General features: G+C 66.2%; 27 protein-coding genes. 14 read left to right on the top strand and 13 right to left on the bottom strand.

What is annotated here, in order from left to right; translation table 11 throughout:
- The first annotated feature begins 24 nt into the window (after positions 1-24).
- The 5 genes from tsaA to nadC all read left to right on the top strand — a co-directional run bounded on the left by tsaA (position 25) and on the right by nadC (position 4,932).
- Positions 25-507 carry a tRNA (N6-threonylcarbamoyladenosine(37)-N6)-methyltransferase TrmO gene (gene tsaA, locus ACQR0U_RS29025; protein WP_434844119.1) on the top strand — a complete coding sequence of 161 codons (483 nt, stop codon included), beginning with the start codon at positions 25-27 and terminating at the stop codon, positions 505-507.
- Positions 508-522: 15 nt separating this feature from the next.
- Positions 523-1,482, top strand: a complete 960-nt coding sequence (locus tag ACQR0U_RS29020) for an NUDIX hydrolase (RefSeq protein WP_315718385.1) — start codon at positions 523-525, stop codon at positions 1,480-1,482.
- A gap of 68 nt (positions 1,483-1,550) precedes the next feature.
- On the top strand, positions 1,551-2,537 hold the full coding sequence (nadA, locus tag ACQR0U_RS29015) for a quinolinate synthase NadA (protein WP_315827266.1): 987 nt from the start codon (positions 1,551-1,553) through the stop codon (positions 2,535-2,537).
- Positions 2,534-4,087 (top strand): L-aspartate oxidase, encoded by a 1,554-nt coding sequence (locus tag ACQR0U_RS29010; protein WP_434844118.1) that lies wholly within the window; start codon positions 2,534-2,536, stop codon positions 4,085-4,087. The genes nadA and ACQR0U_RS29010 overlap by 4 nt, the downstream gene beginning before the upstream one ends.
- Positions 4,084-4,932 (top strand): carboxylating nicotinate-nucleotide diphosphorylase, encoded by an 849-nt coding sequence (gene nadC, locus ACQR0U_RS29005; RefSeq protein ID WP_315752985.1) that lies wholly within the window; start codon positions 4,084-4,086, stop codon positions 4,930-4,932. Before ACQR0U_RS29010 ends, nadC begins: the two co-directional genes overlap by 4 nt.
- Here nadC and ACQR0U_RS29000 read toward each other — a convergent pair whose 3' ends face one another.
- The 4 genes from ACQR0U_RS29000 to ACQR0U_RS28985 all read right to left on the bottom strand — a co-directional run bounded on the left by ACQR0U_RS29000 (position 4,933) and on the right by ACQR0U_RS28985 (position 8,025).
- Positions 4,933-5,358 carry an HIT family protein gene (locus tag ACQR0U_RS29000; RefSeq protein WP_315752984.1) on the bottom strand — a complete coding sequence of 142 codons (426 nt, stop codon included), beginning with the start codon at positions 5,356-5,358 and terminating at the stop codon, positions 4,933-4,935.
- Positions 5,359-5,418: 60 nt separating this feature from the next.
- Positions 5,419-6,627, bottom strand: a complete 1,209-nt coding sequence (locus tag ACQR0U_RS28995) for a GNAT family N-acetyltransferase (RefSeq protein ID WP_316165115.1) — start codon at positions 6,625-6,627, stop codon at positions 5,419-5,421.
- A gap of 102 nt (positions 6,628-6,729) precedes the next feature.
- Positions 6,730-7,482: a glycerophosphodiester phosphodiesterase gene (locus ACQR0U_RS28990; RefSeq protein WP_316165117.1), complete on the bottom strand. Its 753-nt coding sequence runs from the start codon at positions 7,480-7,482 to the stop codon at positions 6,730-6,732.
- 75 nt (positions 7,483-7,557) lie between these two features.
- The gene (locus ACQR0U_RS28985) at positions 7,558-8,025 is read right to left on the bottom strand and encodes a RidA family protein (RefSeq protein WP_315752981.1); all 468 of its coding nucleotides are present in this window, start codon (positions 8,023-8,025) and stop codon (positions 7,558-7,560) included.
- Between the two features lie 205 nt (positions 8,026-8,230).
- On the opposite strand from ACQR0U_RS28985, the gene ACQR0U_RS28980 reads away from it, so the two are divergent.
- Positions 8,231-9,088: a cell envelope integrity EipB family protein gene (locus tag ACQR0U_RS28980; RefSeq protein ID WP_315718393.1), complete on the top strand. Its 858-nt coding sequence runs from the start codon at positions 8,231-8,233 to the stop codon at positions 9,086-9,088.
- 8 nt (positions 9,089-9,096) lie between these two features.
- Here ACQR0U_RS28980 and ACQR0U_RS28975 read toward each other — a convergent pair whose 3' ends face one another.
- Positions 9,097-10,404 (bottom strand): DNA polymerase IV, encoded by a 1,308-nt coding sequence (locus ACQR0U_RS28975; RefSeq protein ID WP_434844117.1) that lies wholly within the window; start codon positions 10,402-10,404, stop codon positions 9,097-9,099.
- On the bottom strand, positions 10,401-10,700 hold the full coding sequence (locus ACQR0U_RS28970; protein WP_315718395.1) for a DUF3572 domain-containing protein: 300 nt from the start codon (positions 10,698-10,700) through the stop codon (positions 10,401-10,403). Before ACQR0U_RS28970 ends, ACQR0U_RS28975 begins: the two co-directional genes overlap by 4 nt.
- Positions 10,701-10,917: 217 nt before the next feature.
- On the opposite strand from ACQR0U_RS28970, the gene ACQR0U_RS28965 reads away from it, so the two are divergent.
- From ACQR0U_RS28965 to ACQR0U_RS28935, 7 genes are all read left to right on the top strand, one after another.
- The gene (locus tag ACQR0U_RS28965; protein WP_008964019.1) at positions 10,918-11,283 is read left to right on the top strand and encodes a response regulator; all 366 of its coding nucleotides are present in this window, start codon (positions 10,918-10,920) and stop codon (positions 11,281-11,283) included.
- Positions 11,284-11,295: 12 nt separating this feature from the next.
- The gene (locus tag ACQR0U_RS28960) at positions 11,296-12,717 is read left to right on the top strand and encodes a PleD family two-component system response regulator (RefSeq protein ID WP_315718396.1); all 1,422 of its coding nucleotides are present in this window, start codon (positions 11,296-11,298) and stop codon (positions 12,715-12,717) included.
- 878 nt (positions 12,718-13,595) lie between these two features.
- Positions 13,596-13,766 (top strand): hypothetical protein, encoded by a 171-nt coding sequence (locus ACQR0U_RS28955; protein WP_315740306.1) that lies wholly within the window; start codon positions 13,596-13,598, stop codon positions 13,764-13,766.
- A gap of 465 nt (positions 13,767-14,231) precedes the next feature.
- Entirely contained in the window at positions 14,232-14,639 is a 408-nt protein-coding gene (locus ACQR0U_RS28950; RefSeq protein WP_315752977.1) for a DUF1127 domain-containing protein, read from the top strand.
- A 426-nt stretch (positions 14,640-15,065) separates the two neighbouring features.
- The gene (locus tag ACQR0U_RS28945; protein ID WP_434872349.1) at positions 15,066-15,509 is read left to right on the top strand and encodes a DUF1127 domain-containing protein; all 444 of its coding nucleotides are present in this window, start codon (positions 15,066-15,068) and stop codon (positions 15,507-15,509) included.
- 255 nt (positions 15,510-15,764) lie between these two features.
- A complete protein-coding gene (locus tag ACQR0U_RS28940) occupies positions 15,765-16,463 on the top strand; it encodes an aspartate/glutamate racemase family protein (protein ID WP_434844115.1) in 699 nt (232 codons plus the stop codon).
- 145 nt (positions 16,464-16,608) lie between these two features.
- Positions 16,609-16,839 (top strand): hypothetical protein, encoded by a 231-nt coding sequence (locus tag ACQR0U_RS28935; RefSeq protein WP_315752976.1) that lies wholly within the window; start codon positions 16,609-16,611, stop codon positions 16,837-16,839.
- 64 nt (positions 16,840-16,903) lie between these two features.
- Here ACQR0U_RS28935 and ACQR0U_RS28930 read toward each other — a convergent pair whose 3' ends face one another.
- The 4 genes from ACQR0U_RS28930 to ACQR0U_RS28915 form a co-directional block, all read right to left on the bottom strand.
- Positions 16,904-18,256: a globin-coupled sensor protein gene (locus ACQR0U_RS28930; protein ID WP_316171430.1), complete on the bottom strand. Its 1,353-nt coding sequence runs from the start codon at positions 18,254-18,256 to the stop codon at positions 16,904-16,906.
- 223 nt (positions 18,257-18,479) lie between these two features.
- On the bottom strand, positions 18,480-18,647 hold the full coding sequence (gene rpmG, locus ACQR0U_RS28925; RefSeq protein WP_015666342.1) for a 50S ribosomal protein L33: 168 nt from the start codon (positions 18,645-18,647) through the stop codon (positions 18,480-18,482).
- Positions 18,648-18,737: 90 nt separating this feature from the next.
- Positions 18,738-20,093: an LLM class flavin-dependent oxidoreductase gene (locus ACQR0U_RS28920; protein WP_434844114.1), complete on the bottom strand. Its 1,356-nt coding sequence runs from the start codon at positions 20,091-20,093 to the stop codon at positions 18,738-18,740.
- A 324-nt stretch (positions 20,094-20,417) separates the two neighbouring features.
- A complete protein-coding gene (locus ACQR0U_RS28915; RefSeq protein WP_316194858.1) occupies positions 20,418-21,749 on the bottom strand; it encodes an amidohydrolase in 1,332 nt (443 codons plus the stop codon).
- Positions 21,750-21,847: 98 nt separating this feature from the next.
- On the opposite strand from ACQR0U_RS28915, the gene ACQR0U_RS28910 reads away from it, so the two are divergent.
- A complete protein-coding gene (locus ACQR0U_RS28910) occupies positions 21,848-22,228 on the top strand; it encodes a RidA family protein (protein WP_316188505.1) in 381 nt (126 codons plus the stop codon).
- 34 nt (positions 22,229-22,262) lie between these two features.
- Here the strand turns inward: ACQR0U_RS28910 and ACQR0U_RS28905 are convergent, their stop codons facing one another.
- Genes ACQR0U_RS28905 through rnr form a run of 3 tightly spaced genes read right to left on the bottom strand, consistent with a single transcriptional unit; the run spans position 22,263 to position 25,886 of the window.
- Positions 22,263-23,021 (bottom strand): NUDIX hydrolase, encoded by a 759-nt coding sequence (locus ACQR0U_RS28905; protein WP_315711343.1) that lies wholly within the window; start codon positions 23,019-23,021, stop codon positions 22,263-22,265.
- Between the two features lie 40 nt (positions 23,022-23,061).
- A complete protein-coding gene (locus ACQR0U_RS28900) occupies positions 23,062-23,508 on the bottom strand; it encodes a DUF983 domain-containing protein (protein WP_315711344.1) in 447 nt (148 codons plus the stop codon).
- The gene (gene rnr / locus ACQR0U_RS28895) at positions 23,505-25,886 is read right to left on the bottom strand and encodes a ribonuclease R (RefSeq protein ID WP_434844113.1); all 2,382 of its coding nucleotides are present in this window, start codon (positions 25,884-25,886) and stop codon (positions 23,505-23,507) included. The genes ACQR0U_RS28900 and rnr overlap by 4 nt, the downstream gene beginning before the upstream one ends.
- Positions 25,887-25,889: the final 3 nt, after the last annotated feature.

Genomic DNA, 25,889 nt, shown 5'->3' with positions numbered 1-25,889 from the left:
CCGGGAGGATCCAAGGACTCCGCAATGACCACTGATTCCGATCTCCGTCCGGGAGAAGCTGCCATCGACGCGCCACAGCCGCGCGACGCCACGCTGTATTTCATCGGCCGCATCCGCACACCCTGGACCTCGCGGCTCGAGACGCCGCGGCAGGGCAGCTTCGAGGGGCCGGTGTGCCGGCTCGAGATCTTCGAGCCCTGGGTGCCGGCGCTGCAGGGCATCGACGCCTTCAGCCACCTCCAGGTGCTGTACTGGCTCAACCGGGCGCGCCGTGATCTCGTCAAGCAGAGCCCGCGCCATCATGACGGCGAGACCCGGGGCACCTTCGCGCTGCGCTCGCCGGTGCGTCCCAATCCGATCGGCGTGTCGACGGTCCGCTTCGTCGCGTTGGAAGGCAACACCGTGCTGGTGCGCGGTCTCGACTGCCTCGACGAGACGCCGCTGATCGACCTGAAGCCGGATCATTGCGCGTTCACGCCGGCGGCGAAGGGTGAGGATGACAAATAGGACCGACGGATCCGGATGTCGAAGGTGAACAAGCGGCCGCAGAAAACGGTGACGGCTCAGGATGCGATCACGGCGGACCTCGTCGCCGTGCTGGTGGCGGTGACCGACGGGCACCCGAAGATCATGACGATCGAGCATGCTGCGGCGCTGCCGAGCGGACCGTTTCAGTTCGCGCACCGCTCACTGCAGATGGGGCTGCGCGCCTGGGTCGAGGCGCAGACCGGCCATCCGCTCGGCTATGTCGAGCAGCTCTACACCTTCGCCGACCGCGGTCGCGGCGGCGATCCCGACGCGCCGCACCGCATCTCCATCAGCTATCTCGGTCTGACCCGCGAGGAGGAGGGGCGTGAGGGCGCGGATGCGCAATGGTCGTCGTGGTACGACTACTTCCCGTGGGAGGATCATCGCGACGGACCGCCGACGATCCTGGCCAAGATCATCGCGCCGAAGCTGAAGGCCTGGGCGCGAGCCGCCGACCAGCCGGCGCTGCAAAAGACGAGATGGCAGCGCGCCGCCATCACCTTCGGTCTCGACGGCCGCGAGTGGAACGAGGAGCTGACGCTGCAGCGCTATGAGTTGCTGTATGAGGCGGCGCTGATCCCCGAGAGCGTGCGCGAGAAGGGGGCCAGCCAGCCGATGCTGCCCGGGCGCGCCATGATCGGTGATCACCGTCGGATTCTCGCCACCGGCATTGCCCGCCTGCGCGCCAAGATCAAATACCGGCCGGTCGTGTTCGAGTTGATGCCGGAAGAATTTACACTGCTGCAATTGCAGCGCAGCGTCGAGGCTCTCGCCGGCCGGCTCGTGCACAAGCAGAACTTCCGCCGCCTCATCGAGCAGCAGGAACTGGTTGAAGAGACAGGCGCAATTGCTGCCGACACGATTGGCCGGCCGGCCAAGCTGTTTCGCTTCCGGCAGGGGGTGCTGGCCGAGCGGGCGGTGGTCGGAACCAAGCTGCCGCTCTCGCGATCTTGATCTCCCGCTCTTGACACAGCTTATGCTCAGGATAAGTATAAGCCATCTTATGCTCACGGAGAGTATAAATGGTCGATCTTGTCCTGCCCGCCGTCGCGCCGAATGCATCGCTTGCTGAGCGTCTGAGCCGGGTGATCCCGCCGCCGGAATGGGCTGTCTTCGAGGACGATGTCGAAGCCATTCTGGCGCTGAAGCGCCGGCGCAATGCCGTGGTGCTGGCGCACAACTATCAGACGCCCGAAATCTATCACGGCGTCGCCGACATCGTCGGCGACAGCCTGCTGCTGGCGCGCGAAGCGACCAAGGTCGATGCCGAGGTGATCGTGCTCGCCGGCGTCCACTTCATGGCCGAGACCGCCAAGCTGCTCAATCCCGACAAGACGGTGTTGATCCCCGACGTAGAGGCGGGCTGCTCATTGGCGGAGTCGATCACCGCCGACGACGTGCGGCTGATGCGCGCGCGCCACCCGGGCGTGCCCGTGGTCGCCTATGTCAACACGTCGGTGGCGGTGAAGGCCGAGTCCGACGTCTGCTGCACCTCCGGCAACGCGCGCGCGGTGGTCGAGTCGCTCGGTGTCGATCACGTCATCATGCTGCCGGATGAATATCTCGCGCGGAACGTCGCCGCACAGACGAAGGTCAGGATCACGGCTTGGAAAGGGCATTGCGAGGTGCATGAGCGCTTCAGCGCCGAGGACGTCCGCACGCTGCGCGACAACCATCCTGGTGTCACCGTGCTCGCGCATCCGGAATGTCCTCCAGAGGTCGTGGCGGAGGCGGACTTCGCCGGCTCCACCGCGGCGATGTCGGACTTCGTCGGAGCAAGAAGGCCGGCCCGCGTGGTGCTGCTGACGGAATGTTCGATGAGCGACAATGTCGCCGTGCTCCATCCCGACATCGAGTTCATCCGCCCCTGCAATCTGTGCCCGCACATGAAGCGGATCACCCTGAAGAACATCCGCCATGCGCTCGAGACCAACACGCACGAGGTCACGATCGATCCCGCGATGGCCGAGCGCGCGCGGCGCGCAGTGGAAAGGATGCTGGCATCATGAGCATCGATGTTTCGAAGTTGATCGGCCGTCCCGTGATCATCGGCGGCGGTGCCGCGGGTCTGATGACGGCGCTGCAGCTTGCGCCCGAGCCGGTCGTGCTGTTGTCGAAGTCGCCGCTCGGCGCGGAGGCGTCGAGCATGTGGGCGCAGGGTGGCCTCGCCGCGGCGGTTGGCGATGACGATGATCCGGGGCTGCATCTGAAGGACACGCTCGCCGCCGGAGCCGGATTGTGCGGCGAGGCCGCCGCGCGCCGCATCATCGATGCGGCGCCGGCCGCGGTCGAGCGCCTCGCGCAGCTTGGCGTTGCGTTCGACCGAGGTGCGGATGGACGTTGGCGTCTGGGCCTGGAGGCCGCACACAGCCGCAACCGGATCGTGCATGCGACGGGCGACGGCACGGGACGCGAGATCATGCGCGCGCTGATCGCGGCTGTCAGGCGTTGTGCTTCGGTGACCTTGCTCGAAGGCGTCGAGGCGCGCCGGCTGATCGTCAATGACAACGCGATCCAGGGCGTGGCTGCGGCGCGCGGCGATGAGGCTCTGATCCTCGCCACGACACGCGTCGTGATCGCAACCGGCGGCATCGGCTGCCTGTTCCTCGACAGCACCAATCCGGCCGGTTGTTTCGGCCAGGGCCTCGCGCTGGCGGCGCGGGCCGGTGCCGTGCTGTCCGATCTCGAATTCGTGCAGTTTCACCCCACCGCGTTCGACGGACCGTCGCGGCCGCTGCCGCTGCTCACCGAGGCGATCCGCGGCGATGGCGCCGTCCTGATCGACGACACCGGTACGCGCTTCATGGCCGACGAGCCCGGCGCTGAGCTGGCGCCGCGCGACGTGGTGGCGCGGGCGGTATGGCGCCGCCGTGCGCAAGGCCGCCGCGTGTTCCTCGATGCGCGCGACAAGCCGGGCAAGGATTTCGCCGCGCGCTATCCCGTGATCAGCGCGTTCTGCCGCATGGCGGGCATCGATCCCGCGTGCGATCCGATCCCGGTGCGGCCGGCCGTGCACTATCATATGGGCGGCATCGCTGTTGACACGATGGGACGCAGCACGGTCGAGGGCTTGTGGGCCTGTGGCGAGGCCAGCCGCACCGGCCTGCACGGCGCCAACAGGCTCGCCAGCAACTCGCTGATGGAGGCGATCGTCTGCGCGCAATGGGTGGCCGAAAGCGTGGCCGGCGCGCCGCAGCGTGCGGGCAAGCTGTGCGAGGTGGCGGCAATTCCGCCGGCGTCTGATCCGTCGGCCGTACGGCCGCTGCTGTCGCATGCGCTGGGCGTGATGCGCGAGCATCGCACGATCGCGGCTGCCGTCAGCGGCCTGCTTCCACTGGCAGAGCAGGCCGGGTCCATGGCTGACCCGGCGGTGGTCGGCCTGATGCTCGCGGTCGCGGCCCATGCGCGGGAGGAGAGCCGCGGCGCGCATTTCCGCAGCGATCGTCCGGGCACGCTGCCCGTCGCGCAGCCATCCAGCCTCACTCTGCCCGAGGCGATCGCGGTTGCCCGCGACATTGTCGAGGCCGAGCAGACGCCGTTCAGGAGCGCAGTGCCATGACTCTCAATCCTCTCTCGCCCTTGCTCTACGAGCCGCTGGTGCGCATGGCGCTGCTCGAGGATCTCGGCCGCGCCGGCGACATCACCACCGATGCCATCGTCCCCGCCGAGCAGCGCGCCTCGCTGAAGCTGCGGGCGCGCCAGCACGGGGTGATCGCAGGCCTCGATGTGGCGCGCTGCGCCTTCCAGACCGTCTCGCCGGACGTGCGCATGGAGATCGTGCGACCGGACGGCAGCGTCGTGACGCCGGGAGACGCGATCGCGACCATCAGCGGCCCGGCACGGGCGCTCCTGACCGGCGAGCGCGTCGCGCTCAACTTCCTCTGCCGCTTGAGCGGGGTCGCCAGCGCGACGGCGTCCCTGGTATCGGCGGTGAAGGGGACGAAGGCGCAGATCGTCTGCACCCGCAAGACCACGCCGGGCCTGCGCGCGCTGGAGAAATATGCGGTGCGCGCGGGAGGCGGCGGCAATCACCGGTTCGGGCTCGATGACGCCGTCCTGATCAAGGACAACCACATCGCCATCGCCGGCGGCATCCAGGCTGCCATCACGCGCGCAAAGGCCCATGCCGGCCATCTCGTCAAGATCGAGGTCGAGGTCGACACTCTGGCTCAGCTCGAGCAGGCGCTGACGCTGGGCGTCGATGCGGTGCTGCTCGACAACATGACGCCGGCGGAGCTCGAAACCGCGGTCGGCATGATCAGCGGCAAGGCCATCTCCGAAGCCTCGGGCCGGATCACCGTGGAGACCGCGCCCGCGATCGCCGCGGCCGGCGTCGACCTGATCTCGGTCGGCTGGATCACGCATTCGTCGGCCGCGCTCGACATCGGGCTCGACGAGGCCTGATCAGCCCTTCAGCGCCGCAATCAGCTTGGCGGCGTTCTCCTCCAGCACCTTCGGATCTTCCTTGCGGCTCGCCGGCGGCAGCAGGGAATCGCCGTTGCGGCGAGGCATGATGTGGACGTGCAGGTGGAACACCATCTGGCCGCCGGCATGCTCGTTGAACTGCTGCACCGTGATGCCGTCGGCGGCGAACGCGGTCTTGGCGGCGCGGGCGATGGTGCGCACGGCACGGCCGACGTGGAGATAGTCCTCCTCGGTGATGTCGAGGATGTTGCGTGCGGCGGCCTTCGGGATCACCAGGGTGTGGCCGGGCACGCGCGGCATGATGTCGAGGAACGCCAGCACGTGGTCGTTCTCATAGACCTTGGTGCAGGGGAATTCGCCGCGCAGGATCTTCGCGAACGGATTGTTGGGATCGTAGGCGGTCATGGGCAGTCCCTTAAGCGGTTCCTCTTGGTGCGCCTTACTCTCACCGGCGCGTGTCGCCGGTCAAGACGGCTCGTCCATGCCTTTCCGGAACGGGGCGGATTCGGCGAGCTCGCGGCCGGCTTCCTCGACATAGGCGCGCTCGCGCTTGAGATAGTCGTCAATGGCCCGGCGCAGGCCGCGGTCGGCGATGTAGTGCGCGGAGTAGGTGGTCTGCGGCAGGTAGCCGCGCGCGATCTTGTGCTCGCCCTGAGCGCCAGCTTCGACGACTTGGAGCTTGTGCTGGATCGCAAAGTCGATCGCCTGGTAGTAGCAGACCTCGAAATGCAGGAACGGGTGGTGCTCGATGGCGCCCCAATTGCGCCCGAACAGTGTGTCCGAGCCGATGAAGTTGATCGCGCCGGCGATCCAGCGGCCCTCGCGCTTGGCCATGACCAGCAGCACGTCGTCGGCCATGCTCTCGCCGATCAGCGAGAAGAACTTGCGGTTGAGATACGGCCGGCCCCACTTGCGTGAGCCGGTCTCCATGTAGAATTCGAAGAATGCGTCCCAGGCGTCCTCGGTGATGTCCTTGCCGGTCAGCCAATGGATGGTGATGCCGGCGGCCAATGCGTCGCGCCGCTCGCGCTTGATCGCCTTGCGGTGGCGCGAATTCATCGTCGCCAGGAAATCGTCGAAGGTGGAAAAACCCTGATTGTGCCAGTGGAACTGCTGATCGGTGCGCTGCAGGAAGCCCTGCGCGGCGAGCCGCTCCCATTCGGCCTGCCGGGCGAAGGTGACGTGGACCGAGGACGCCTCGCTGATCCCGCACAGCGCCTTCAGTCCCTGGGCGAGGGCATTGCCGATCATGTCCCGGTCCTGGTCGGCGCGGATCAGCAGCCGCGGCCCTGTGGCCGGCGTGAACGGCACCGAGACCTGCAGCTTCGGATAGTAGCGCCCGCCGGCCCGCTCATAGGCATCGGCCCAGCCGCGGTCGAAGACATATTCGCCCTGCGAGTGGGACTTGAGGTAGCACGGCACGACGCCGAGGACCTCGTCACCCATCTTCGCCACCAGATGGCGCGGCGCCCAGCCGGTGCGCAGGGTGGCCGAGCCGGAGGCTTCGAGCGCCGAGAAAAACGCGTGTGAGATGAACGGATTGTAGGCGCGGCCGCAGGCGGAAGATGAGCCGGGACTGACGCGGCCCTCGGGATTGGCACAGGCGTCCCATGCTGCGGCCGGGACCTCGTTGATCCCGGGAACGGCTTCGAGCGTGATCTCAGGCGATGCCATCGAATCCTTGTCAAACGGGCCGGCACGGCACGCCCCGGCCGGGACGCCCCAGATGCCACGCCCTGAAGATCGTGCATCGCAGCAGCGAGTTCAAGGCCGGCGTCACGTCCCCGGCGTAAACCCCTCGAAGATCATCTGATCCGCATAGCGGGCTGCGGCGGCACGCTGCTCAGGGGTGCGGACGGTCCAAGTCAGCAGCGGGCAGCCGAACACGTTGCGCGCGATCCAGGGGGCAGGCGCAGGCAGCTGCTCGATCCAATAGGCGACGAAATGCGGCTGGCTGCTGAAGCCATGCTTGAGATGCAGCATGCTGTCGCGCTGCGCCTGGGTCAGCTTGGCCCAGTAGCCGTCCTCGTAGCTGCGCTGCGCGACGATGCCGCGCGTCAGCGTCGGCATGGTCTCGCGCAAGGCGCGGACCTGGTCCGGATCGAACGACATCCCGACCACCGGGCCGGAGTAGGACGCCAGCACCTCGGCCATGCGCCGGACCAGCCGGCGATCGCCCTGGAACGTGCTCTTGACCTCGATGACCAGCGGCACGCGCCCGGCGATCAGGTTGCAGAGGTCGCCGAGCGTCATCATCTGCTCGTCGGTCTGCTTGAACTTGATCGCTTTCAGCTCTGCCGCGGTCTTCTCGATCAGCGGGCCGGTGCCCTCGGTGAGGCGGCCGAGATCATAGTCGTGATGCACCATGGCCTCGCCATCGGCCGACAGCTGGATGTCGCATTCGATGGCGAAGTTGCCGGCCACGGCGCCGCGTGCGGCGGCCGGCATGTTCTCGATGATGCCGCGATCAGCATCGTGCAGGCCGCGATGGGCGACGGGGCGGGCCGTCAGCCAGTCAGGTGCGCGCATTCGCCCCGTCCGTTTTGCTGGCGCATGATCTCGTCGGAAAACCGCCGCGCACTATTCCGGATCATGCGCTCTCTCTCACTCAACCTCGAACACACCTTCGACTTCCACCGCCGCGTCCGACGGCAGCGCCGACACGCCGACGGTGGTGCGGGCGTGCCGGCCCTTGTCGCCGAACGCTGCGACCATCAGGTCGGAGGCGCCGTTGAGCACCTTGGGCCCGTCGAGGAAATCGGGCGCCGAATTGACGAAGCCGCCGAGCCGGACCACGCGCACGACCTTGTCGAGATCGCCGACCGCCGCCTTGACCTGGGCGAGCAGGTTGATCCCGCAGCCCTTCGCGGCCGCATAGCCGTCCTCGATCGACACGCCGCCGCCGAGCTTGCCGGAGGCGATCATCTTGCCGTCGGCGCCGAGGCAGACCTGGCCCGACACGAACAGCAGGTTGCCGGTGCGCACGAACGGGACGTAATTGGCCACCGGCGCCTTTGGTGCCGGCAGTGTGATGCCCTGTGCCGCCAGATTCTGTTCAACCGTACCCGCCATCTCGAATCCCCGTTCTGTCGCCTGAAAGCCGGTCCCGTGCCGGACCGCGGCCCTGTTTGGCGCAGTTGCCAGTGACATGCAAGCAGCCAGCACCGACGCGATTCCGGCGCTTTAAGCGCACGTTTCCGTGAGACAGCCGCAGTTGCGACGCAATGCAGCGATCTCTAATGTGACGGTTCAGCGATACGTCCTCCGAGGAAAACTCATGGCTCATTCGTTCCGACTGTCGATGGGAGCGCTCGCCGTCGCGGCGATCACGTTCGGTCCGGCGCAGGCCGGGGCGGCTGTGCCGTTCCTGCCGCATCAGGCGCTCTATGACCTGAGCCTGGTCAAGTCGCGCGGCTCGAGCCCCGTCAACAGCGCGCGCGGTCGCATCCTCTACAATTTCTCTGGCAACGCCTGCAACGGCTACACTTCGGAATTCCGCCAGGTCTCGGAGCTCGATCTCGGTGAGGGCAAGGTGACCCTGAGCGACCTGCGCTCCACCGCGTGGGAGGACGGCGCCGGCAAGAGCTACCGCTTCAAGATCGACTCGCGCATGAACGAGCAGGCCTCCAGCCCGGTCGACGGTATCGCCGAGCGCACCGGCGATCACATCACCGTCAAGCTCAAGCAGCCCGAGGCGAAGACCTTCACGCTCGACGGCTCGACCGTGTTTCCGACCGAGCAGATTCATCGCATCATCGCCGCCGCGCGCGAGGGCAAGTCGCTGCTCGAGCTGACGGTCTATGACGGCTCGGACAATGGCGAGAAGGTCTACAACACGCTGACCGTGATCGGTGCGCCCGTGCCGGCCGACAAGGCGGCCGCCAAGCCCGACGCCTCGACCGACAATGACGAGATGAAGAAGATGACGCGCTGGCCGGTGACGGTCAGCTATTATGACCGCGACGCCAAGCGGGCCGAGGGCGAGCAGACGCCGGTCTACGCGATGTCGTTCGAGCTCTACGAGAACGGCGTCTCGCGCGCGCTCGTGCTCGACTACAATGATTTCGTCATCGCCGGCGCGCTCGGCAAGTTCGACGTCAAGGACGTGAAGGACGGCAAGCCCTGCAGCAATTGACCGGGGCATCATTCCGTCTGCTCCGGCCCGTCATAGGCGATGCCGCGGATGACCGCGGCCTGGCCGAACTTCTTGCGTAGCGCATCGATCGCGCGCTCGGCCGAGGCCGAGCGGCGGTCGAGCATGTCGGTGTCGGAGGCCTCCGAGCCCGGGCGCAGCGCGCTGACGCCTGCGCCCATCAGCCGGAACGCCGTGCCGTCGGTCTCGCGCGCCAGCATCTCCTTGCAGATTGCGAAGATCTTGCCGGCGAGCTGCGTCGGCGCCGCGATCGATTGCGAGCGCGTTCGTTGGCGGAAGTCCGCGGTCTTCAGCTTCAGCGTTATGGTCGACCCGGCGAGCTGGCTCGCCTTCAGCCGCGCCGACACCTTCTCCGACAGCCGCCACAGGGTCTTTTCCAGGGTCGCGTAGTCGCGGATGTCGGTGTCGAAGGTGGTCTCGCTGGAGATCGTCTTGGCGCCGCGATCAGCGACGACCTTGCGGTCGTCGATGCCGCGCGCCAGCCGCCACAGTCTGCGGCCGTCACCGCCGAACTGCTTCATCAGCTCGATCTCGTCGGCACGCTGCAGGTCGGCGATGGTGCGGAAGCCCTGGTTCGCCAGCCGCTGCTGCGTGGCGGGGCCGACGCCGAAGATGAAGCCGACGGGCTTGTCGGCCAGCATCGCCGGCGCCTCGTCCTGGCCGAGCGCGGCGAAGCCGCGGGGCTTGTCGAGATCGGAGGCGATCTTGGCGAGGAACTTGTTGCAGGACAGCCCGACCGAGACGGTGATCCCGATGCGCTGCTCGATCTCGCGGGCGAAGCGCGCCAGCACCTTTGCCGGGATCATGCCGTGGACGCGCTCGGTCCCGGACAGGTCTAGGAACGCCTCGTCGATCGACAGCGGCTCGACCAGCGGCGTCAGCGCCTGCATGGCCTGCCGGACCTCGCGGCCGACGCGGACATATTTCGCCATGTCCGGGGGAATCACGACCGCCGCGGGACACAGCTCCAGTGCCTTGAACATCGGCATCGCCGAGCGCACGCCATAGGTGCGGGCGATGTAGCAGGCGGCCGACACCACGCCGCGCTTGCCGCCGCCGATGATGACGGGCCGGTCGGCGACCTCGGGATTGTCGCGCTTCTCGACGGTCGCATAGAACGCGTCGCAGTCGATATGGGCCAGCGTCAGCGCGGGCAGGGCGCGATGGCGGACGAGGCGCGGCGAGCCGCAGACCGTACAGCGGCGCGCGCCATCATCGAGGTCCGTCAGGCAGTCGCGGCAGAAGCAGGCCGGCCCGGCGACCGTGCGCGACCCGCTCGCTGGCGCCCGCTCGGTCACGGCACGTCGCGCTCCCACTGCCGGTCGCCCAATACCTGCCGTGCTGCCATGATATTGGTCGGATGTAACTTGGAGTGGGCGGCAAAAGCCTTTACCGTCTCGTCGTCGCGCAGCACGAAATCGAGCACGCTGACCAGGAAATTGGGGTCGGCGGCCGAGGATCGCAGCGTCTCCGGCCCAATCCCGGTCTCGGCCAGGAAGCGGCCCAGCCGCTCCGGTTCGCCGGCCAGGAAGCCGAGGGCCTGAACTGCAACGATTTCAGCGACTTCGCGCGGATTTCGAACGGGCTTTTTCAACGGCGGATTTGCCTTTCCGTTAACTTGTCGGCTCTACTTTGCGCCCATCATGCCCGAGTCTTCGGAATGGGTTCAAGCAAGTGGAAACCATCTCGGGGAAAGATCGAATACCGACTTAACGGCTTAGAACGAATCTGGGGCTAGTTTGAATTAGATGAGTAGCGGTGGACAGGCGTCCGCCAGAGGACATGCCGGTGTCAGTGATTCGGAGGGGCGGATGGGCAAGACCGTCCTGATCGTGGAAGACAATGAGCTCAACATGAAGCTCTTCCGCGATCTGTTGGAAGCCCACGGGTACCAGACGTCCGGTACGTCCAGCGGCGTGGAGGCGCTCGACATCGTGCGCCGGACCCGCCCCGATCTGATCCTGATGGACATCCAGCTGCCGCAGGTCTCGGGCCTGGAAGTGACGAAATGGATCAAGGACGATCCGGATTTGCGTGCCATCCCGGTGGTGGCAGTGACGGCCTTTGCCATGAAGGGCGACGAGGAGCGCATCCGCGAGGGTGGCTGCGAAGCCTATCTTTCCAAGCCGATCTCGGTCGGAAAATTCATTGAAACGGTACGCCGCTTTATCGGCTAAGGAGTTTCTGCAGTGTCCGCGCGTATCCTCGTCGTCGACGACGTCCCGGCCAACGTCAAGCTGCTGGAGGCGCGGCTGTCGGCCGAATATTTCGACGTGCTGACCGCCGCGAACGGCGCCGAGGCGCTGCAGATCTGCCAGCGCGCCGAATGCGACATCATCCTGCTCGACGTCATGATGCCGGACATGGACGGCTTCGAGGTCTGCCGCCGGCTGAAGTCGAATCCGGCCACGCATTTCATTCCGGTTGTCATGGTGACGGCGCTCGACAGCCCGTCCGACCGCGTGCGCGGCCTGGAGGCCGGTGCCGACGACTTCCTGACCAAGCCCGTCTCCGACGTCGTGCTGATCGCGCGCGTGCGCTCGCTGACGCGGCTGAAGATGATGACGGACGAGCTGCGCATGCGCGCGCTGACCTCGCTCGAGATCGGCGTGCAGGCGCCCGAGCGCAACGCGGTTGCCGACGCCGGCAAGGGCGGGCGGGTGCTGCTGGTCGACGACCGGCCGTCGTCCTACGAGCGGCTCGGGCCGATGCTGGCGACCGAGCATGCCATCGACGTCGAGACCAATCCCGCCGAGGCCGTGTTCAACGCCGCCGAAGGCAATTACGACCTCGTCATCGTCTCGCTCGACCTGAACGATTACGACGGCCTGCGGCTGTGCAGCCAGCTGCGCTCGCTGGAACGCACCCGGCAGGTGCCGATCCTCGCGATTGCGGAAGCCGAGAACAATTCGCGGCTGCTGCGCGGCCTGGAGATCGGCGTCAACGATTATCTGCTGCGTCCCGTCGACAAGAACGAGCTGCTGGCGCGCGCCCGCACCCAGATCCGCAAGCGCCGCTACACCGACCATCTGCGCGACAACGTCCAGAACTCGATCGAGATGGCGATCACCGACGCGCTGACGGGCCTGCACAATCGCCGCTACATGGAGACGCATCTTTCGACGCTCGCCGACCAGGCCGCGAGCCGTGGCAAGCCGCTGGCGCTGATGATGCTCGACATCGACTACTTCAAGTCGATCAACGACAATTACGGCCATGATGCCGGCGATGACGTGCTGCGCGAGTTCGCCATGCGCGTGCGCAAGTCGATCCGCGGCATCGATCTCGCCTGCCGCTATGGCGGCGAGGAGTTCGTCATCGTGATGCCCGAAACCGACCTGCACGTCGCCGGCATGGTCGCCGAGCGCTTGCGGCGCTCGGTCGCCAACGAGCCGTTCTCGGTGCACAAGGGCGAGAAGCGCATCGAGGTCACGACCTCGATCGGGCTGTCGACCCTGGAGCAGAAGGGCGAGCCGATCGCCGACGTCATGAAGCGCGCCGACAATGCGCTCTACCGCGCCAAGAACGAGGGCCGCAACCGCGCGGTGGCGATCGCCCCCGTGCATCAGCCGGCGCCGTTCCTGCCGCAAGCCGCCGGCCGCGGCCGCTAGAGGGGCAGGGCGGTGGAGCCGTGTGACCGCCGCTGAGCATCCGTTGCTGGCGAATAGCGTCATCTTTCTCCACATCGTCATTCCGGGGCGCGCGGAGCGCGAGCCCGGAATCCATAACCACGATCGGGAGTATGGATTCCGGGCTCGCCCTACGGGCGCCCCGGAATGACGGCGAGTGCGGAGCCGATTGTTTCCACACATCACTCTTCATCCTCGCCGCGCCTCCGCGCCCGAGCTGTGCCATTGAAAACCCTCTTCGAGAACAGAGGGCGCAGGGAAGGCCGGGTGCTGGTCGCACCCATGGTCCGCGTGCAGAAAGAAAGCACGCGGCAGAACCACAGGTACGAGCCGGACATCCGGCCCTCCCTGCGCGATGGCTTTACGGCTTACTCCGCGCTCTCCCCGGGGACCGGCGTTCTTGCCCCCGTCGCGAGCGCGCTTCGTCGCAGCGCCCGCTTGGCCTCAGCATCGGGAGGCCAGGACCACACGGCTTGACCGTGCGCACCGGATCGTTCGTCGGCGCGGACAAGCCACGCTGCAACCCGACACGCCCACCGCAGCCCACCTCACGCTCGTGACGATCGCGATGCGCCCCTCTTGGCGAGGTGGGATGTGCAGGGGGATAGCATGAATTCTGGAAAAGCGAAAGTAAAAAATTGCGATCTGGATAGCCGGCGAGAGCGATCTCGTTGAAAGCGTTCGAAAAGTTAGTCTTCGGCGCAGGACCGTCTCGGGGGCGCTCGATGGGAAGATCGCTTCCTCATCTCAATGCTTCAGGATGGACCCCTGATGATCAGGCCGACGCTGATCGGCCCTACGAACTTCAGGCGTCTCATGTTAGCTTAGTTGCGGCGTTGCTCTCTTGTTAGGGAAAAGGCATGAAGCCGCTTCGCATGGGTGTTTTGGCCGGCGTGCTGATGTTGTGTGGAGTCTTGGTCCTCGAAGCGCTCGGTGTGCAGACCAACCTTTTGGTTTTCATGGTCTTGGGAGGCGTTTCGGGCTCGCTGGCTGACATCTTGGATCGGTTCATGGCGGGGCGCGGTACGTAGCGCTGGTCAGCGCGCAAGGCCGGATGGTTGTCGACTCATTCCGATGTATCTCGGACGAGAGAGCGTCTGATGTTTGTGGAGTGTGCCCGATGTGGACATTTCAGCTGGTAGTCCGCACTCCGTAGGGCGGATCAGCGCGCCGCTTCACGTTCGCCGCAAATCGGCAGATTGAGCTGACGCCAATCCGCCCGCCGTGCTCGCGCGGTCGATCTACAACAACTCGCCGCCAGGATGTGGGGCGCCCAAATATCCCTTGATGTTGCGTGCGTGCCATGATACCTTACGTGACATGAGCAAATCGGTCCGCATCGTCAACTTCTATCACATGACCCGCTTCGGCTGGGCCGTGGAAGGAGTCGCGCGCTAGGAATTGGACGTTGCGATCGTTTCACCAGGCCCCGCCGGCATCGGACGGGGCCTTTTGTTTGGCCACGCTCCCTGCCGGCATAACAGCAGGAGCAGAGGATGCCACCCCATCAGACCAACGCGACGATCGACGCTGCGCACGTGTCGGCGCTCAACGTCGATCTCTCGATCGCGTCAATCACCGACGCGATCGACAGCGTGCAGCCATCGATGCAGTCCGAAGCGTCGATCGCAGCGTTGCGAGACGTGTCGCCAGAAAAGGACGCGGCCGGTCCGCCGGCCACGCCGACCTGGCCGATCATCCGCTTGATCGGCTGGTGCTGGCGCGCGATCCAAGAATGGCAACGCCGCGAGAGCGTGCGGGACTGCCTGCATGACCTGAGCGAACGCGAGCTCACAGATATCGGCATCACGCGCGCCGAGATCGAGCACATCGCCGCGCTGCGGACGCTCGACAGATTGAGGGATGATCCATATCCGGGCGGCGTCTCGCGTCGGGGAATGTAGTTGGTCGTTGAAAGTGGCGACGCAGGGATAACCGACCAACAGCGCGAGATGGTCGCCGCGACGTCGTTGCGAGCGTCAGCGAAGCAATCCAGGGTCCCGCACACGACTCTGGATTGCTTCGCTGCGCTCGCAACGACGGAGGTGAGATCGCGCTTATCTATGGACACTATCCTGCCGGAGACGTCGCGTGCGCGGAGTTCGGCAGAACACAAGCCTCGCATAGGTGCTCATGTGCGAGCGCAGGAACTACATGCCTTGATCTGGCGCAATCATCGTGGTACCGACAAACCATGATCAACGTCGTGCGCAACTCCAACCGCAAACATGCGGCCCGCCGCAGCTGGGCCGTGGGAGGAGTCGTGCGCTAGGATTTCGACGACACGATCATTCCACCAGGCCCCGCCGGCATCGGACGGGGCCTTTTGTTTGGCCGCGCTCCCTGCCGGCATCACGCAGCAGGAGCGACCGATGCCACCTCAGACCCATCTCACAGACGAGATCGCCCGCAATTCCGCCACGCGCGATCGCCCCCTCTCATTGGTGAAGAACGCGGCGCACCAGGCGCCAGCCGCGCCGCGACCCAACGCATCCGTCACGGTGCTGCGTGACGCGTTGTCGGAAAAGAATGCGGCCGGGCCGCCGGGCATCTCGGCTCCGGGGCTGTTCGGCCTGCTCGCGCGCTATTGGCTGGTGTTTCAGGAAGGCCGTCGGCTCAGGCGGATGAGAGTCGATCTATGCGACCTGAGCGAGGCGCAACTGGTGGATATCGGCCTGACGCAAGGCGATCTCGACCATATCGCAGCCCACCGCGCGCTCGAGCGCCTGAGATTCGACATAGCGAACGCCATGATGTCCCGCGGTGTGATGTAGCTGCGAACAGGCCAGTGCGAACAAATGTCTCGGCAGGGCGGATCAGCGTGTGATCGGCCCTGGCGATGTCGTGCGCGCGATCTGTTGCAACCGCGTCATTGCGAGCACAGCGAAGCAAGCCAGGGCTCAGCAAGGACTCTGGATTGCTTCGCTGTGCGCGCAATGGCAGAGGATGGTGCGCGGTGGGGTGATGTTCACCCTCGGCCGCTTTTCGCGCTATCATCGTCGTCAACGTTGATGGAAATGGAACGACGAATGGCAAAACATATCGGCATCGTCGGCTGCTCCGCCGAGGGCGCGGCGCTCTGCTATCGCACGATCTGCAAGGAGGGGGCCGACCTGCTCGGGCCGCATGCCCATCCCGAGGTGTCGATGCACACGCCGTCGCTCGCCGACTACGTGGCCTGCCTCGATCGCGGCGATCTCGATGGCGTCGCCGAGCTGATGCTGACCTCGGCGCGCAAGCTCGCCGCGGCCGGCGCGGATTTCCTGATCTGCCCCGACAACACCATTCACCAGGCGTTGCCGCTCGTGCTGCCACGCTCACCGCTGCCTTGGCTGCACATCGCTGACGAGGTTGCCAAGGAGGCGGTCAGGAGAGGCTACAGGCGTATCGGCATCACCGGCACCAAATGGCTGGTCGACAGCAATGTCTATCCGGATAGCTTGACCGCACGCGGGCTGGCGTTCGCGCGTCCGGAAGAAGCCGATCGCGTCGAAGCCAACCGCATCATCATGGATGAGCTGGTCTACGGGCGGTTTCAGCCGCCCTCCGTCGCCGCGTTTCAGGCGATCATCGCGCGACTGAAGGAGGAAGGTTGCGATGCCGTCGCGCTCGGCTGCACCGAGATTCCGCTGATCATCGACGATGCCAACTCGCCTCTGCCGACGTTGGATTCGACGCGTCTGCTCGCGCGTGCTGCGCTGGCGCGGGCCACGTCCTGCGCCGGCTGAGAATTGCGGCAAGGCGCTGACCGTTCAGAGTGGGACGTGCAGGCAGCATTGGCTGCGACGCTCGCCATCCGGCCTTCGGACGCACAGTTCCGTCGGAACCCCCTTGGGCGGGAAACGTTTGTTTCAGCCCAAGGAGGAGCGCCCAATGAAGAAGCTGATATTTGCGGTTGCCGTGTCGCTGTCCGTTCTGCCGTCATTTGCCATGGCTCAGGGCCATATGGGGACGCCGCAGGAGCAGAAGGCTTGCGCGCCCGACGCCAAGCGCTTCTGCCGCGCTCAGCTCGGCGACGACTTCGGCGTCCAGAACTGTCTGACGCAGAACCGGGCCAAGCTGAGCAAGCGCTGCTCGGCGGTGTTCCTGAGCCACGGGATGTAAGCCGGCGCGCAGCGTCGCGACGTCGCAGGGCGGACGGCCAACGCCGATCCGCCCTTCTTTGTAGTCAGGCCGCACGGACCCTGCGCAAGAATTTCTCCAGCTCATCCTTGAGGTGATCGCTCTCGCGCGACAGCGAGTGCGCGGATGACAGCACCTGCGCGGAGGCGGTGCCGGTGGCGCTGGCGCCCTTGCTGACGTCGCCGATGTTGCCGACGACGCGCGCGGTGCCGCCGGCGACCTCCTGCACGTTGCGCGAGATCTGCCCCGTCGCGGCGCCTTGCTGCTCGACGGCGGCGGCGATGCCGGCGGCGATCTCCGAGATCTGCTGGATGGTGCCGCCGATCTGCTTGATCGAGGCGACCGAGGTTTGCGTCGCGCTCTGAATGCCTTCGATCTGCTGGCCGATCTCCTCGGTGGCCTTGGCGGTCTGCGACGCCAGCGCCTTGACCTCGGAAGCCACCACCGCGAAACCGCGGCCTGCGTCGCCGGCGCGCGCCGCCTCGATGGTCGCGTTCAGGGCCAGCAGGTTGGTCTGGGCGGCGATCGAGGTGATCAGCTTGAGCACGTCGCCGATGCGCTCGGCGGTGCGCGACAGCTCGCTGATGCCGACATCGGTCTGCTCGATCTGGCGAACGGCCTCCTTGGCAATGGTGGTCGATTCCCTGACCTGCCGCCCGATCTCATGGACCGAGGAGGTCATCTCCTCGGCGGCCGAGGCGACCGACTGCACGTTGGTCGAGACTTGGCCCGAGGCCGAGGCCGCGCTGGCCGACAGGTGCTGGGTCTGCTCGGCGGTCTTGGTCAGCGTGTTGGCCGAGACCTCGAGCGTGCGCGCGTCCGCATGGACCTTGTTGATGATCTGGCCGACGGTGGCTTCGAACTCGTCGGCCATGCGTTGCATGGCGACGTGCTGCTCGGTCTTGGCCGCATCGAGATAGACCGAGATGGCGAGATCCATGTCGATCATTGCCGCCTTGGTGATCGCAGCCTGCAGCGCGGCCTTCTTCTCGCGGGCCGCCTGGCCGCCGAACCAGCCGTCCGCGATCTCCGTCTCGATCGCCTTCTGCAGCCCGGTCACGATCAGCGAATAGCCGGCGATGTACCAGCGCGGCTCCAGCCCCATCCGGTTGTGCGCCTGGCCGATCCTCGTCACGGACTTCACATAGGCATCGTCGAACTTCGCGGTCGCCAGCGACATCCAATGGTCGAGCTGGGCCTTCGAGGCGTGCCGCATCGCGGCCTGGCTGGAGAACATCTTGGCGAGATGCGGGACCTTGCCGACATGGGCGTAGAACTGCTCCAGCAGGCCGGGCAGCACCTTGCCGATCAGCGGCCGCAGCTCCCGCAGCGCCTCTCGGGTCGCATTGTCGATGCCGATGAAATCGAGACGGGACTGCAAAGTCTGAAGATCGGTCATCACTGGTCTGCCGGTAAGATAAGGAGGGAGACGCTGCGGGGGGGGGCGCCGCTACCCCAAATCGCACGGGTTTGGTTGATGGCTCCTTAAGTCGGGAACCAGATTCAGCCGCAGCCAATGGACCGATCAGAAGCGGACGGCCCGTGCCGCAGCAGTGGGAGCATCGGGCGCAATAAAAAACGGGGCCGAAACGGCCCCGTTGAAGTCGCAGCAGACCGCGATCTTACTTGATCTTGGCTTCGCGGAATTCGACGTGCTTGCGCGCGACCGGGTCATACTTCTTCTTGACCATCTTGTCGGTCATGGTGCGCGAGTTCTTCTTGGCAACGTAATAGAAGCCGGTGTCGGCGGTCGACACGAGCTTGACCTTGATGGTGACCGCTTTGGCCATGTCTTGAACCTCTGGAATCGGGATCGGGGGTGGGCACCGGCCAAAGAGGGGGCGCCGTTGGCCGGCAACCTACCCAGCCAGCCCCCAAAGTCAAGGTTTGAGGGCCAGATTCTGGGGTCCCTGGGCCGCGAAGAAGCGGTTTTTCGGTCGGGGCAGGCCGAGATTGTCCCGCAGGGTCGGCCCCTCATACTCCGTCCGGAAGATCCCGCGGCGCTGCAGCTCGGGAATCACCTTGTCGACGACGTCGTCGAGCCCTGCGGGGAGGAACGGGAACATGATGTTGAAACCGTCCGACCCACGGCTTTCCAGCCACTCCTGCATCTGGTCGGCGATCGTCTTGGCTGTGCCGACGAAGGACAGACCGCCGTAGCCGCCGACCCGCTGCGCCAGTTGCCGCACCGTGAGCTTGTCGCGCGCGGCGACATCGACCAGGCGCTGGCGGCCGCTCTTGGAGGCGTTGGTCTCGGGGATATCAGGCAGCGGACCGTCGGGATCGAAGCCGGACGCGTCGGTGCCGAGGATGACCGAGAGCGAGGCGATGGCGCTGTCGTAATGCACCATGCTGTCGAGCAGCGCGCGCTTCTCCTTCGCCTCGTCGACGCTGTCGCCGACCACCACGAAGGCGCCGGGCAGGATCTTCAGATGCTCAGGATCACGGCCGATCTTGTCCATGCGGCCCTTGATGTCGGCATAGAGCTTCTGCCCATCGGCGAGGCTGCCGCCGCCGGTGAACACGGCCTCCGCCGTCTCCGCCGCGAGCTGCTTGCCGTCCTCCGAGGCGCCGGCCTGCACGATCACCGGCCAGCCCTGCACGGGGCGGGCGATGTTGAGCGGGCCGCGGACTTTCAGATATTTGCCCTTGTGGTCGAGCACGTGCATCTTGTCGGGATCGAAGAACAGCCCGCTCTCGACGTCGCGCACGAAGGCATCGTCGGCAAACGAATCCCACAATCCGGTGACGACGTCGTAGAACTCGCGGGCGCGCTTGTAGCGCTCGGCATGCTCCATGTGGTCGTCGAGCCCGAAATTCAGCGCGGCATCTGGATTCGACGTGGTGACGATGTTCCAGCCGGCGCGGCCGCCGGAGATGTGGTCGAGGGAAGCGAAGCGGCGGGCGAGGTGATAGGGCTCGTCGAAGGTGGTCGATCCGGTCGCGATCAGGCCGATATTCTCGGTCACCGCCGACAGCGCCGAGAGCAGCGTGAACGGTTCGAACGACGTCACGGTGTGGCTGCGCTTGAGCGCATTGATCGGCATGTTCAGCACGGCCAGATGATCGGCCATGAAGAAGGCGTCGAACTTGCCGGCCTCCAATTTCCGGATGAGCCGCTTGAGATGCGCGAAGTTGAAATTGGCGTCCGGCCAGGCGCCGGGATAGCGCCACGCGCCGGTGTGGATGGAGACCGGACGCATGAAGGCGCCGAGCTTGAGTTGACGGGGAGCCATGGGGTGTCCGTGGATGGTTGATCTCTTGAGCAGATAGGAACTCGCCCGATCCGCGTCAGCAACCCACGGCAGAACACGATTTCGTTTTTGCGGTCGTGCGCAGCACGCTCATTCTGTCGTGAGGCAATACAGGTTACGCAGCAAATGGTGTCGTCCCGGCCTTGAGCCGGGACCCATACTCCGTGAACTACGCCATGTGAGCACAGTCTCGACCACCGGGGCCCACGACAGATTCCGCGGTATGGGTCCCGGCGTTCGCCGGGACGACACTTTTTGGTGGCGTAGGGCTGCCCGTCTCATGGCGAGTCATTCGTGGCCGGACAACTAATGCCTCCGTGCGCGTGCATCGAACGCCGACAGCACGGCGAGCGTCATCGCGGTGACGCCGGTCTCGATGGTCGGCTTGGGCACCGGCGCGAACAGCTGCGAGCGGTTCGGCGGCAGCCGCGGACCACCATGACGTGCAGCCGCGACGCGCTCTGGATCATAAACGCCGATGTTGAAGACCATCGATGGCACGCCGGCCTTGACGTACTCCGCATAGTCGTCACTTGCGGTGCTCGGCGGCGATCTCGTCAACCTGTCGCCGAACGCCGCCTTCAGCACCGGCTCGGCCGCCGCGACGAGCGCGTCGTCGTTGATCACGGCATCCGTCCGTTGCTCCAACTCGATACCGGGCCGCGGAGCGCCGGCCATGGCCGCCACAGCCATGGCGGTTCGCTCGATCTCTCCCAGCATCTTGGCGCGGGCCTCCGGCCTGAAGCTCCTGATGGTCACGGGCATGACCGCGTCGTCCGGGATGATCTCGCTGGCGGTGCCGCCTTGGATAACTCCGACGAGGACGCCGGGCTCGGTTGGGTCCTTCTCGCGGCGGATCACGCTCTGCAGATCGACAAGGAAGCGTGCCGCCATCATGATTGGCTTGATGGTGGTATGCGGCGCCGAGTCATGGACACCGCGGCCATAGAAGCGGATCGACAGGCCATCCATGCTCGATGAACCGACGCCGACCCGATACGTTACATCACCATGTGCGAAGCCGCCGCTATGCAGCGCAAAGCCGACATCGGGTTTCGGAAAGCGGGTGAACAGGCCGTCGGCCAGCATCGCCTTCGCGCCCGCGACCTCCTCCTCGGCGGGCTGGCCGACGAACATCAGCGTGCCCTTCCACTTGTCCTTGAGGCCTATGAGCGTCCTGGCCGTGCCGACCCAGCTCACCATGTGCACGTCGTGGCCGCAACTATGCGCGACGAAGGTCACGCGCCCGTTCCAATTGGCCGTGTCGCGGCTCGCATAGGGCAGGCCGGTCTTCTCCTCCATCGGCAGCGCATCGAGCTCGGTGCGCACCATGATGGTCGGGCCCTCGCCATTGCGATAGAGCGCGACGAGTCCGGTCTTGCCGACCTTCTCGGTGACCTCGAAGCCGACGCTGCGCATCTCCTCCGCAAGCTTCGCCGCCGTCTTGACCTCCTGGAAGGCGAGCTCCGGATGGGCGTGCAGGTCCTTGTAGAGCATGTCGAGCGCCGGGTCGTCGCGCTCGAGCGAGGCCGCGATCGTCGATGTCAAGGCTGCGACGTCGAGCTCGGCATGGGCCGGTGGCGAGGCCAGCGCGATCAGCGCGACCGACGCGAATAGACGCCCGAGAGACTGCTTCATGGATTGGCTCCACGATACGTGTGGCCTACTCTACGACCCATCGGCTTTGCCGCCCAGCACGTCTTTCGGCATCTTCGCGGCTTGCAAGGAGCACTGGCTTGTCAGAGAGGCTCAACATCTCCTCGGGCTATCCATTCGAGGAGACCTACGGCTATGCGCGGGCGGTGAGGGTCGGCAACCAGGTCTTCGTCTCGGGAACGACTGCGCGCGGTATCGATCTGGACAGCGATGCCTTCGGCCAGGCAACGAGCGTGATGGCCATCATCGCCGGCGCCTTGCAGCAGGCCGGGGCGGATCTCCGGCACGTGGTGCGGACGGTGGTCTACGTGACCGACATGGCGGACACCGACGCGGTGGCCCGCGCGCATAGCGAGGCCTTCGGGGCAGTGCGGCCCGCGAGCACGCTGGTGAAGGTCGCGGGCCTCACGCCTGAGAGGGCACGGGTCGAAATCGAGGTCACCGCCATCGTTCACGACTGAGCATCGCCGCGGCGGGGCGCCGTGAGCAGTGCGATCACCCGCCCAGCACGTCCTTCTGCATCTTGCCGCCGTAGAAATGGAAGAACGGCACCGGGGCGTCGTGGCGCAGCGGGCCGGTGGCGAGGCGGCGGTCGAGCTCGTGGAGCACGTTCTTGGTCATCGGGTGCAGATCGGCGAGCGGCTTGGAGCCGAGCTCGACCCAGACCAGCTCGACCAGCTCCGCATCGGCGTGGATCACGCCGTCGACGCGATGGGTGATGGCGGAGGCATCGGCGGTGAAGAAGCGCGTGTCGAAGCGCTTGATGCGGCCGGGCGGGGTGATGGCGCGGGCGATCAGGAACAGGCCGGAGGGGTCGGGCAGCAGGCCGGCGTCAGCGAACGGCGCCCATGGCCCGTCCAGTTTCGGCGCGGAGCCGCCGACCTTGCGTCCGAGACAGAGACCGGTTTCCTCACAGGCCTCGCGGATCGCGGCGACGGCGAGCGACTTCGCGCGCGAGGCCGTCGTCTGCGGCTTGCCCTTGAACAGATTGGCTTCGAGCTCGGCCGGCATCGGCGCTGCGACGGGGATGCGATGATCTGACTTGTCGACGCGGCCGCCCGGGAAGACGAACTTGCCGGGCATGAACACGACCTTGTCGTGGCGCTTGCCGACCAGCACCTTCGGCACCGTGCCGCTGCGATCCACCAGGATCAACGTCGCAGCATCCTTCGGCTTGGTGTAGGGATGATGGTCGGCTTCCTTCTCGGCCGGCTTGCCCGCCGCTGCGCCCGTGGCCTGTGCCGTCTCGCTCATGTCCTCCCCGCTTTTTCTTATTCGTTGATTGTCTGGTCGCTCAGACCGGCGGAATGCCTTCCACCGGATTGTCGTCGAAGCCGTGCATGCGGAACGCCCATTGCAGCCCGACGACGGCGCCCTTGACCGGCTGAATCAAGGCGAGCGCGGCGACCAGGGTCACCGGCAGATAGATCGCGAGTTGCAGCGCCACCGGCGGCGCGTAGTTGGTCTCGATCGAGAGCACCAGCGGCACGATGATGTGGCCGACGATGACGATCACGAGATAGGCTGGAAGATCGTCGGCGCGATGCCCGGAGAAATCCTGGCCGCAGCGGTCGCAGTTGTCCGCGACCTTCAGGAAGGCGCGGAACAGCTTGCCCTCGCCGCAGCGCGGGCAGCGGCCGCGCAGGCCGCGCTTCATCGCTGTCCAGACGTCGCGCTTCTCGGCGAGGCCGGTGTCGCGCGTCCACGTCTGCGGGGGCAATGTGCTGGGCGTTGAGGTCATGGCGTCCACGATCTGCCTTTCTTCGATGTGCCGGGCTTGCGTTTTGCCCCTGCCGTTTGACTTTCCTTGCGGTTTTTTTCTTTGTGCTTCGGCCGCGCCTCGGCCTTGGCGCGCTTCGTTGCCTTGCTCTTGGCCCTTGCCTTGATCCCGGCCTTGCCCTTCGGCCGCTCGCGGCGGCCGTGGCGCGAGACAAGCACGTCGGCCTGCGTCAAGAGTTCGAAGCGCAGCGCACCGGCCACCGGCTGAGCTTCTACCAGACGCACGTCGACGACGTCACCCAGCCGGTGCATGGCACCGCTGCGCTGGCCGATCAGCGCATGCCGCGTCTCATCATAGTCGAAATATTCCGTGCCGAGGGTCCGGATCGGAACCAGGCCGTCAGCGCCGGTCTCGTCGAGCTTGATGAAGAGGCCGGCGCGGGTGACGCCGGAAATGCGGCCCTGGAAGGTGGCGCCGACGCGGTCGGCGAGATGATGGGCGATCAGCCGGTCGGCGGTCTCGCGCTCGGCCTTCATCGCGCGCCGCTCGGTCACCGAGATCTGCGCCGCGACCTCGGCGAGATGATCCGGCGTCTCGCTGTCGGGCAGGGCGCCGTCGCCGAGGCTCAGCGCGCGCAGCAGGCCGCGGTGCACGACGAGGTCGGCATAGCGGCGGATCGGCGAGGTGAAATGCGCGTAGCGGCGCAGGTTCAGGCCGAAATGTCCGTAATTGTCGGTCGAATATTCCGCCTGCGCCTGCGAGCGCAGCACGACCTCGTTGACGAGATGCTCGTAGTCCTGGCCGGCCACCAGCGTCAGCACGCGGTTGAACAGCGATGGCCTCAGCGCGCCGCTCTTCGCAAAGGGCACGTCGAGCGTCTTCAGGAATTCCTGCAGCGCATGGATCTTCTCCACCGTCGGCTCGTCATGCACGCGGTAGATCAGCGGCAGTGCCTTCTTCTCCAGCAGTTCGGCCGCGGCGACGTTGGCCGAGATCATGAACTCCTCGATCAGTCTGTGGGCGTCGAGGCGCTCCGGCACGACGACGCGGTCGACCGTGCCGTCTTTCTTGAGCAGGATCTTGCGTTCGGGAATGTCGAGGTCGAGCGGATCGCGCGCGTCCCGGCCGCGCTTGGCGACCTCATAGGCGGCATAGAGCGGCTTCAGGATCGGCTTGAGCAGGGGACCGGTGACGTCGTCCGGCTTGCCATCGATGGCGGCCTGCGCCTGTGCGTAGGACAGTTTGGCGGCCGAGCGCATCAGCACGCGGTGGAACGAGTGCGAGCGCTTGCGGCCGTCGGCCCCGAGCACCATGCGCACGGCGAGCGCGCCGCGCGCTTCGCCCGGCACCAGCGAGCACAGGTTGTTGGAGATGCGCTCCGGCAGCATCGGCACGACACGGTCGGGGAAGTAGACCGAGTTGCCGCGGATCAGCGCGTCGCGATCGAGCGCCGAGCCCGGCCGCACATAGTAGGCGACGTCGGCGATGGCGACATGGACAATGAAGCCGCCGACATTGCTCGGATCGGGATCCGGCTCGGCATGAACCGCGTCGTCGTGGTCCTTGGCATCGGGCGGATCGATCGTGACCAGCGGCAGCTCGCGCCAGTCCTCGCGGCCCTTCAAGGTCGCGGGCTGCGCGGCTTCGGCTTCCGCCACCGCCGCGGCCGAGAAGTCCATCGGGATCTCGTGGGCATGGATCGCGATCAGGCTGATCGCCTTCTCGGTCGCGACCGAGCCGTAACGCTCCTTCACCCGGCCCGAGGGCAGGCCGTAGCCGCGGCCGCGCAGCAGGTCGACGCTGATGAGATCGCCGTCCTTGGCGTCCTTGGTGTCGGCGGGGGCGATGGAGAGCTCGCGTCCGGCCTGCTTCTTGTCGACCGGAATCAGGCGGCCGCCGCCGCCGGGATTGCTGCGGAAAATGCCGAGCACGCGCGGCCGCGCCTGATCCAGCACCTTGAGGACGCGGCCGCGATAGGACACGCCGCCATCATCCTTGATCGGCTCGACCCGCAGCAGCGCGCGGTCGCCGACGCCGGCCACCGAGCCCGGCCCCGCATGACGCGGCGTGTGGATGCGGATGCGCGGCGGCTCGGACTGCTCGGCCTCGTCCCACTCGGCCGGCTTGGCGATCAATTCGCCGTCGCTGTCGCGCCCGGTGATGTCGGCGACCAGCGTGGCCGGCAGGGACGCGGTCTCGACGACTTTCTTGCGGCCGCTCTTCTTCACCGTGCCGTCGGCGACGAGTTCGCGCAGCAACTGCTTGAGCGCGACGCGATCGGCGTTCTTCAGGCCGAACGCGCGGGCGATGTCCTTGGTGCCAACCTTGCCCGGATTGGCGCGGATGAAGGCGACGATGGCCTCCCGCGAAGGGAAGCCGATGTCGCGCTTTTGGGTCATTTT

The organism is Bradyrhizobium sp. HKCCYLRH3097, assembly GCF_051167875.1.
Taxonomy (GTDB): domain Bacteria; phylum Pseudomonadota; class Alphaproteobacteria; order Rhizobiales; family Xanthobacteraceae; genus Bradyrhizobium.
Note: the sequence above shows the minus strand (reverse complement) of the source record. Positions and strands in the feature narration are given on the sequence as shown.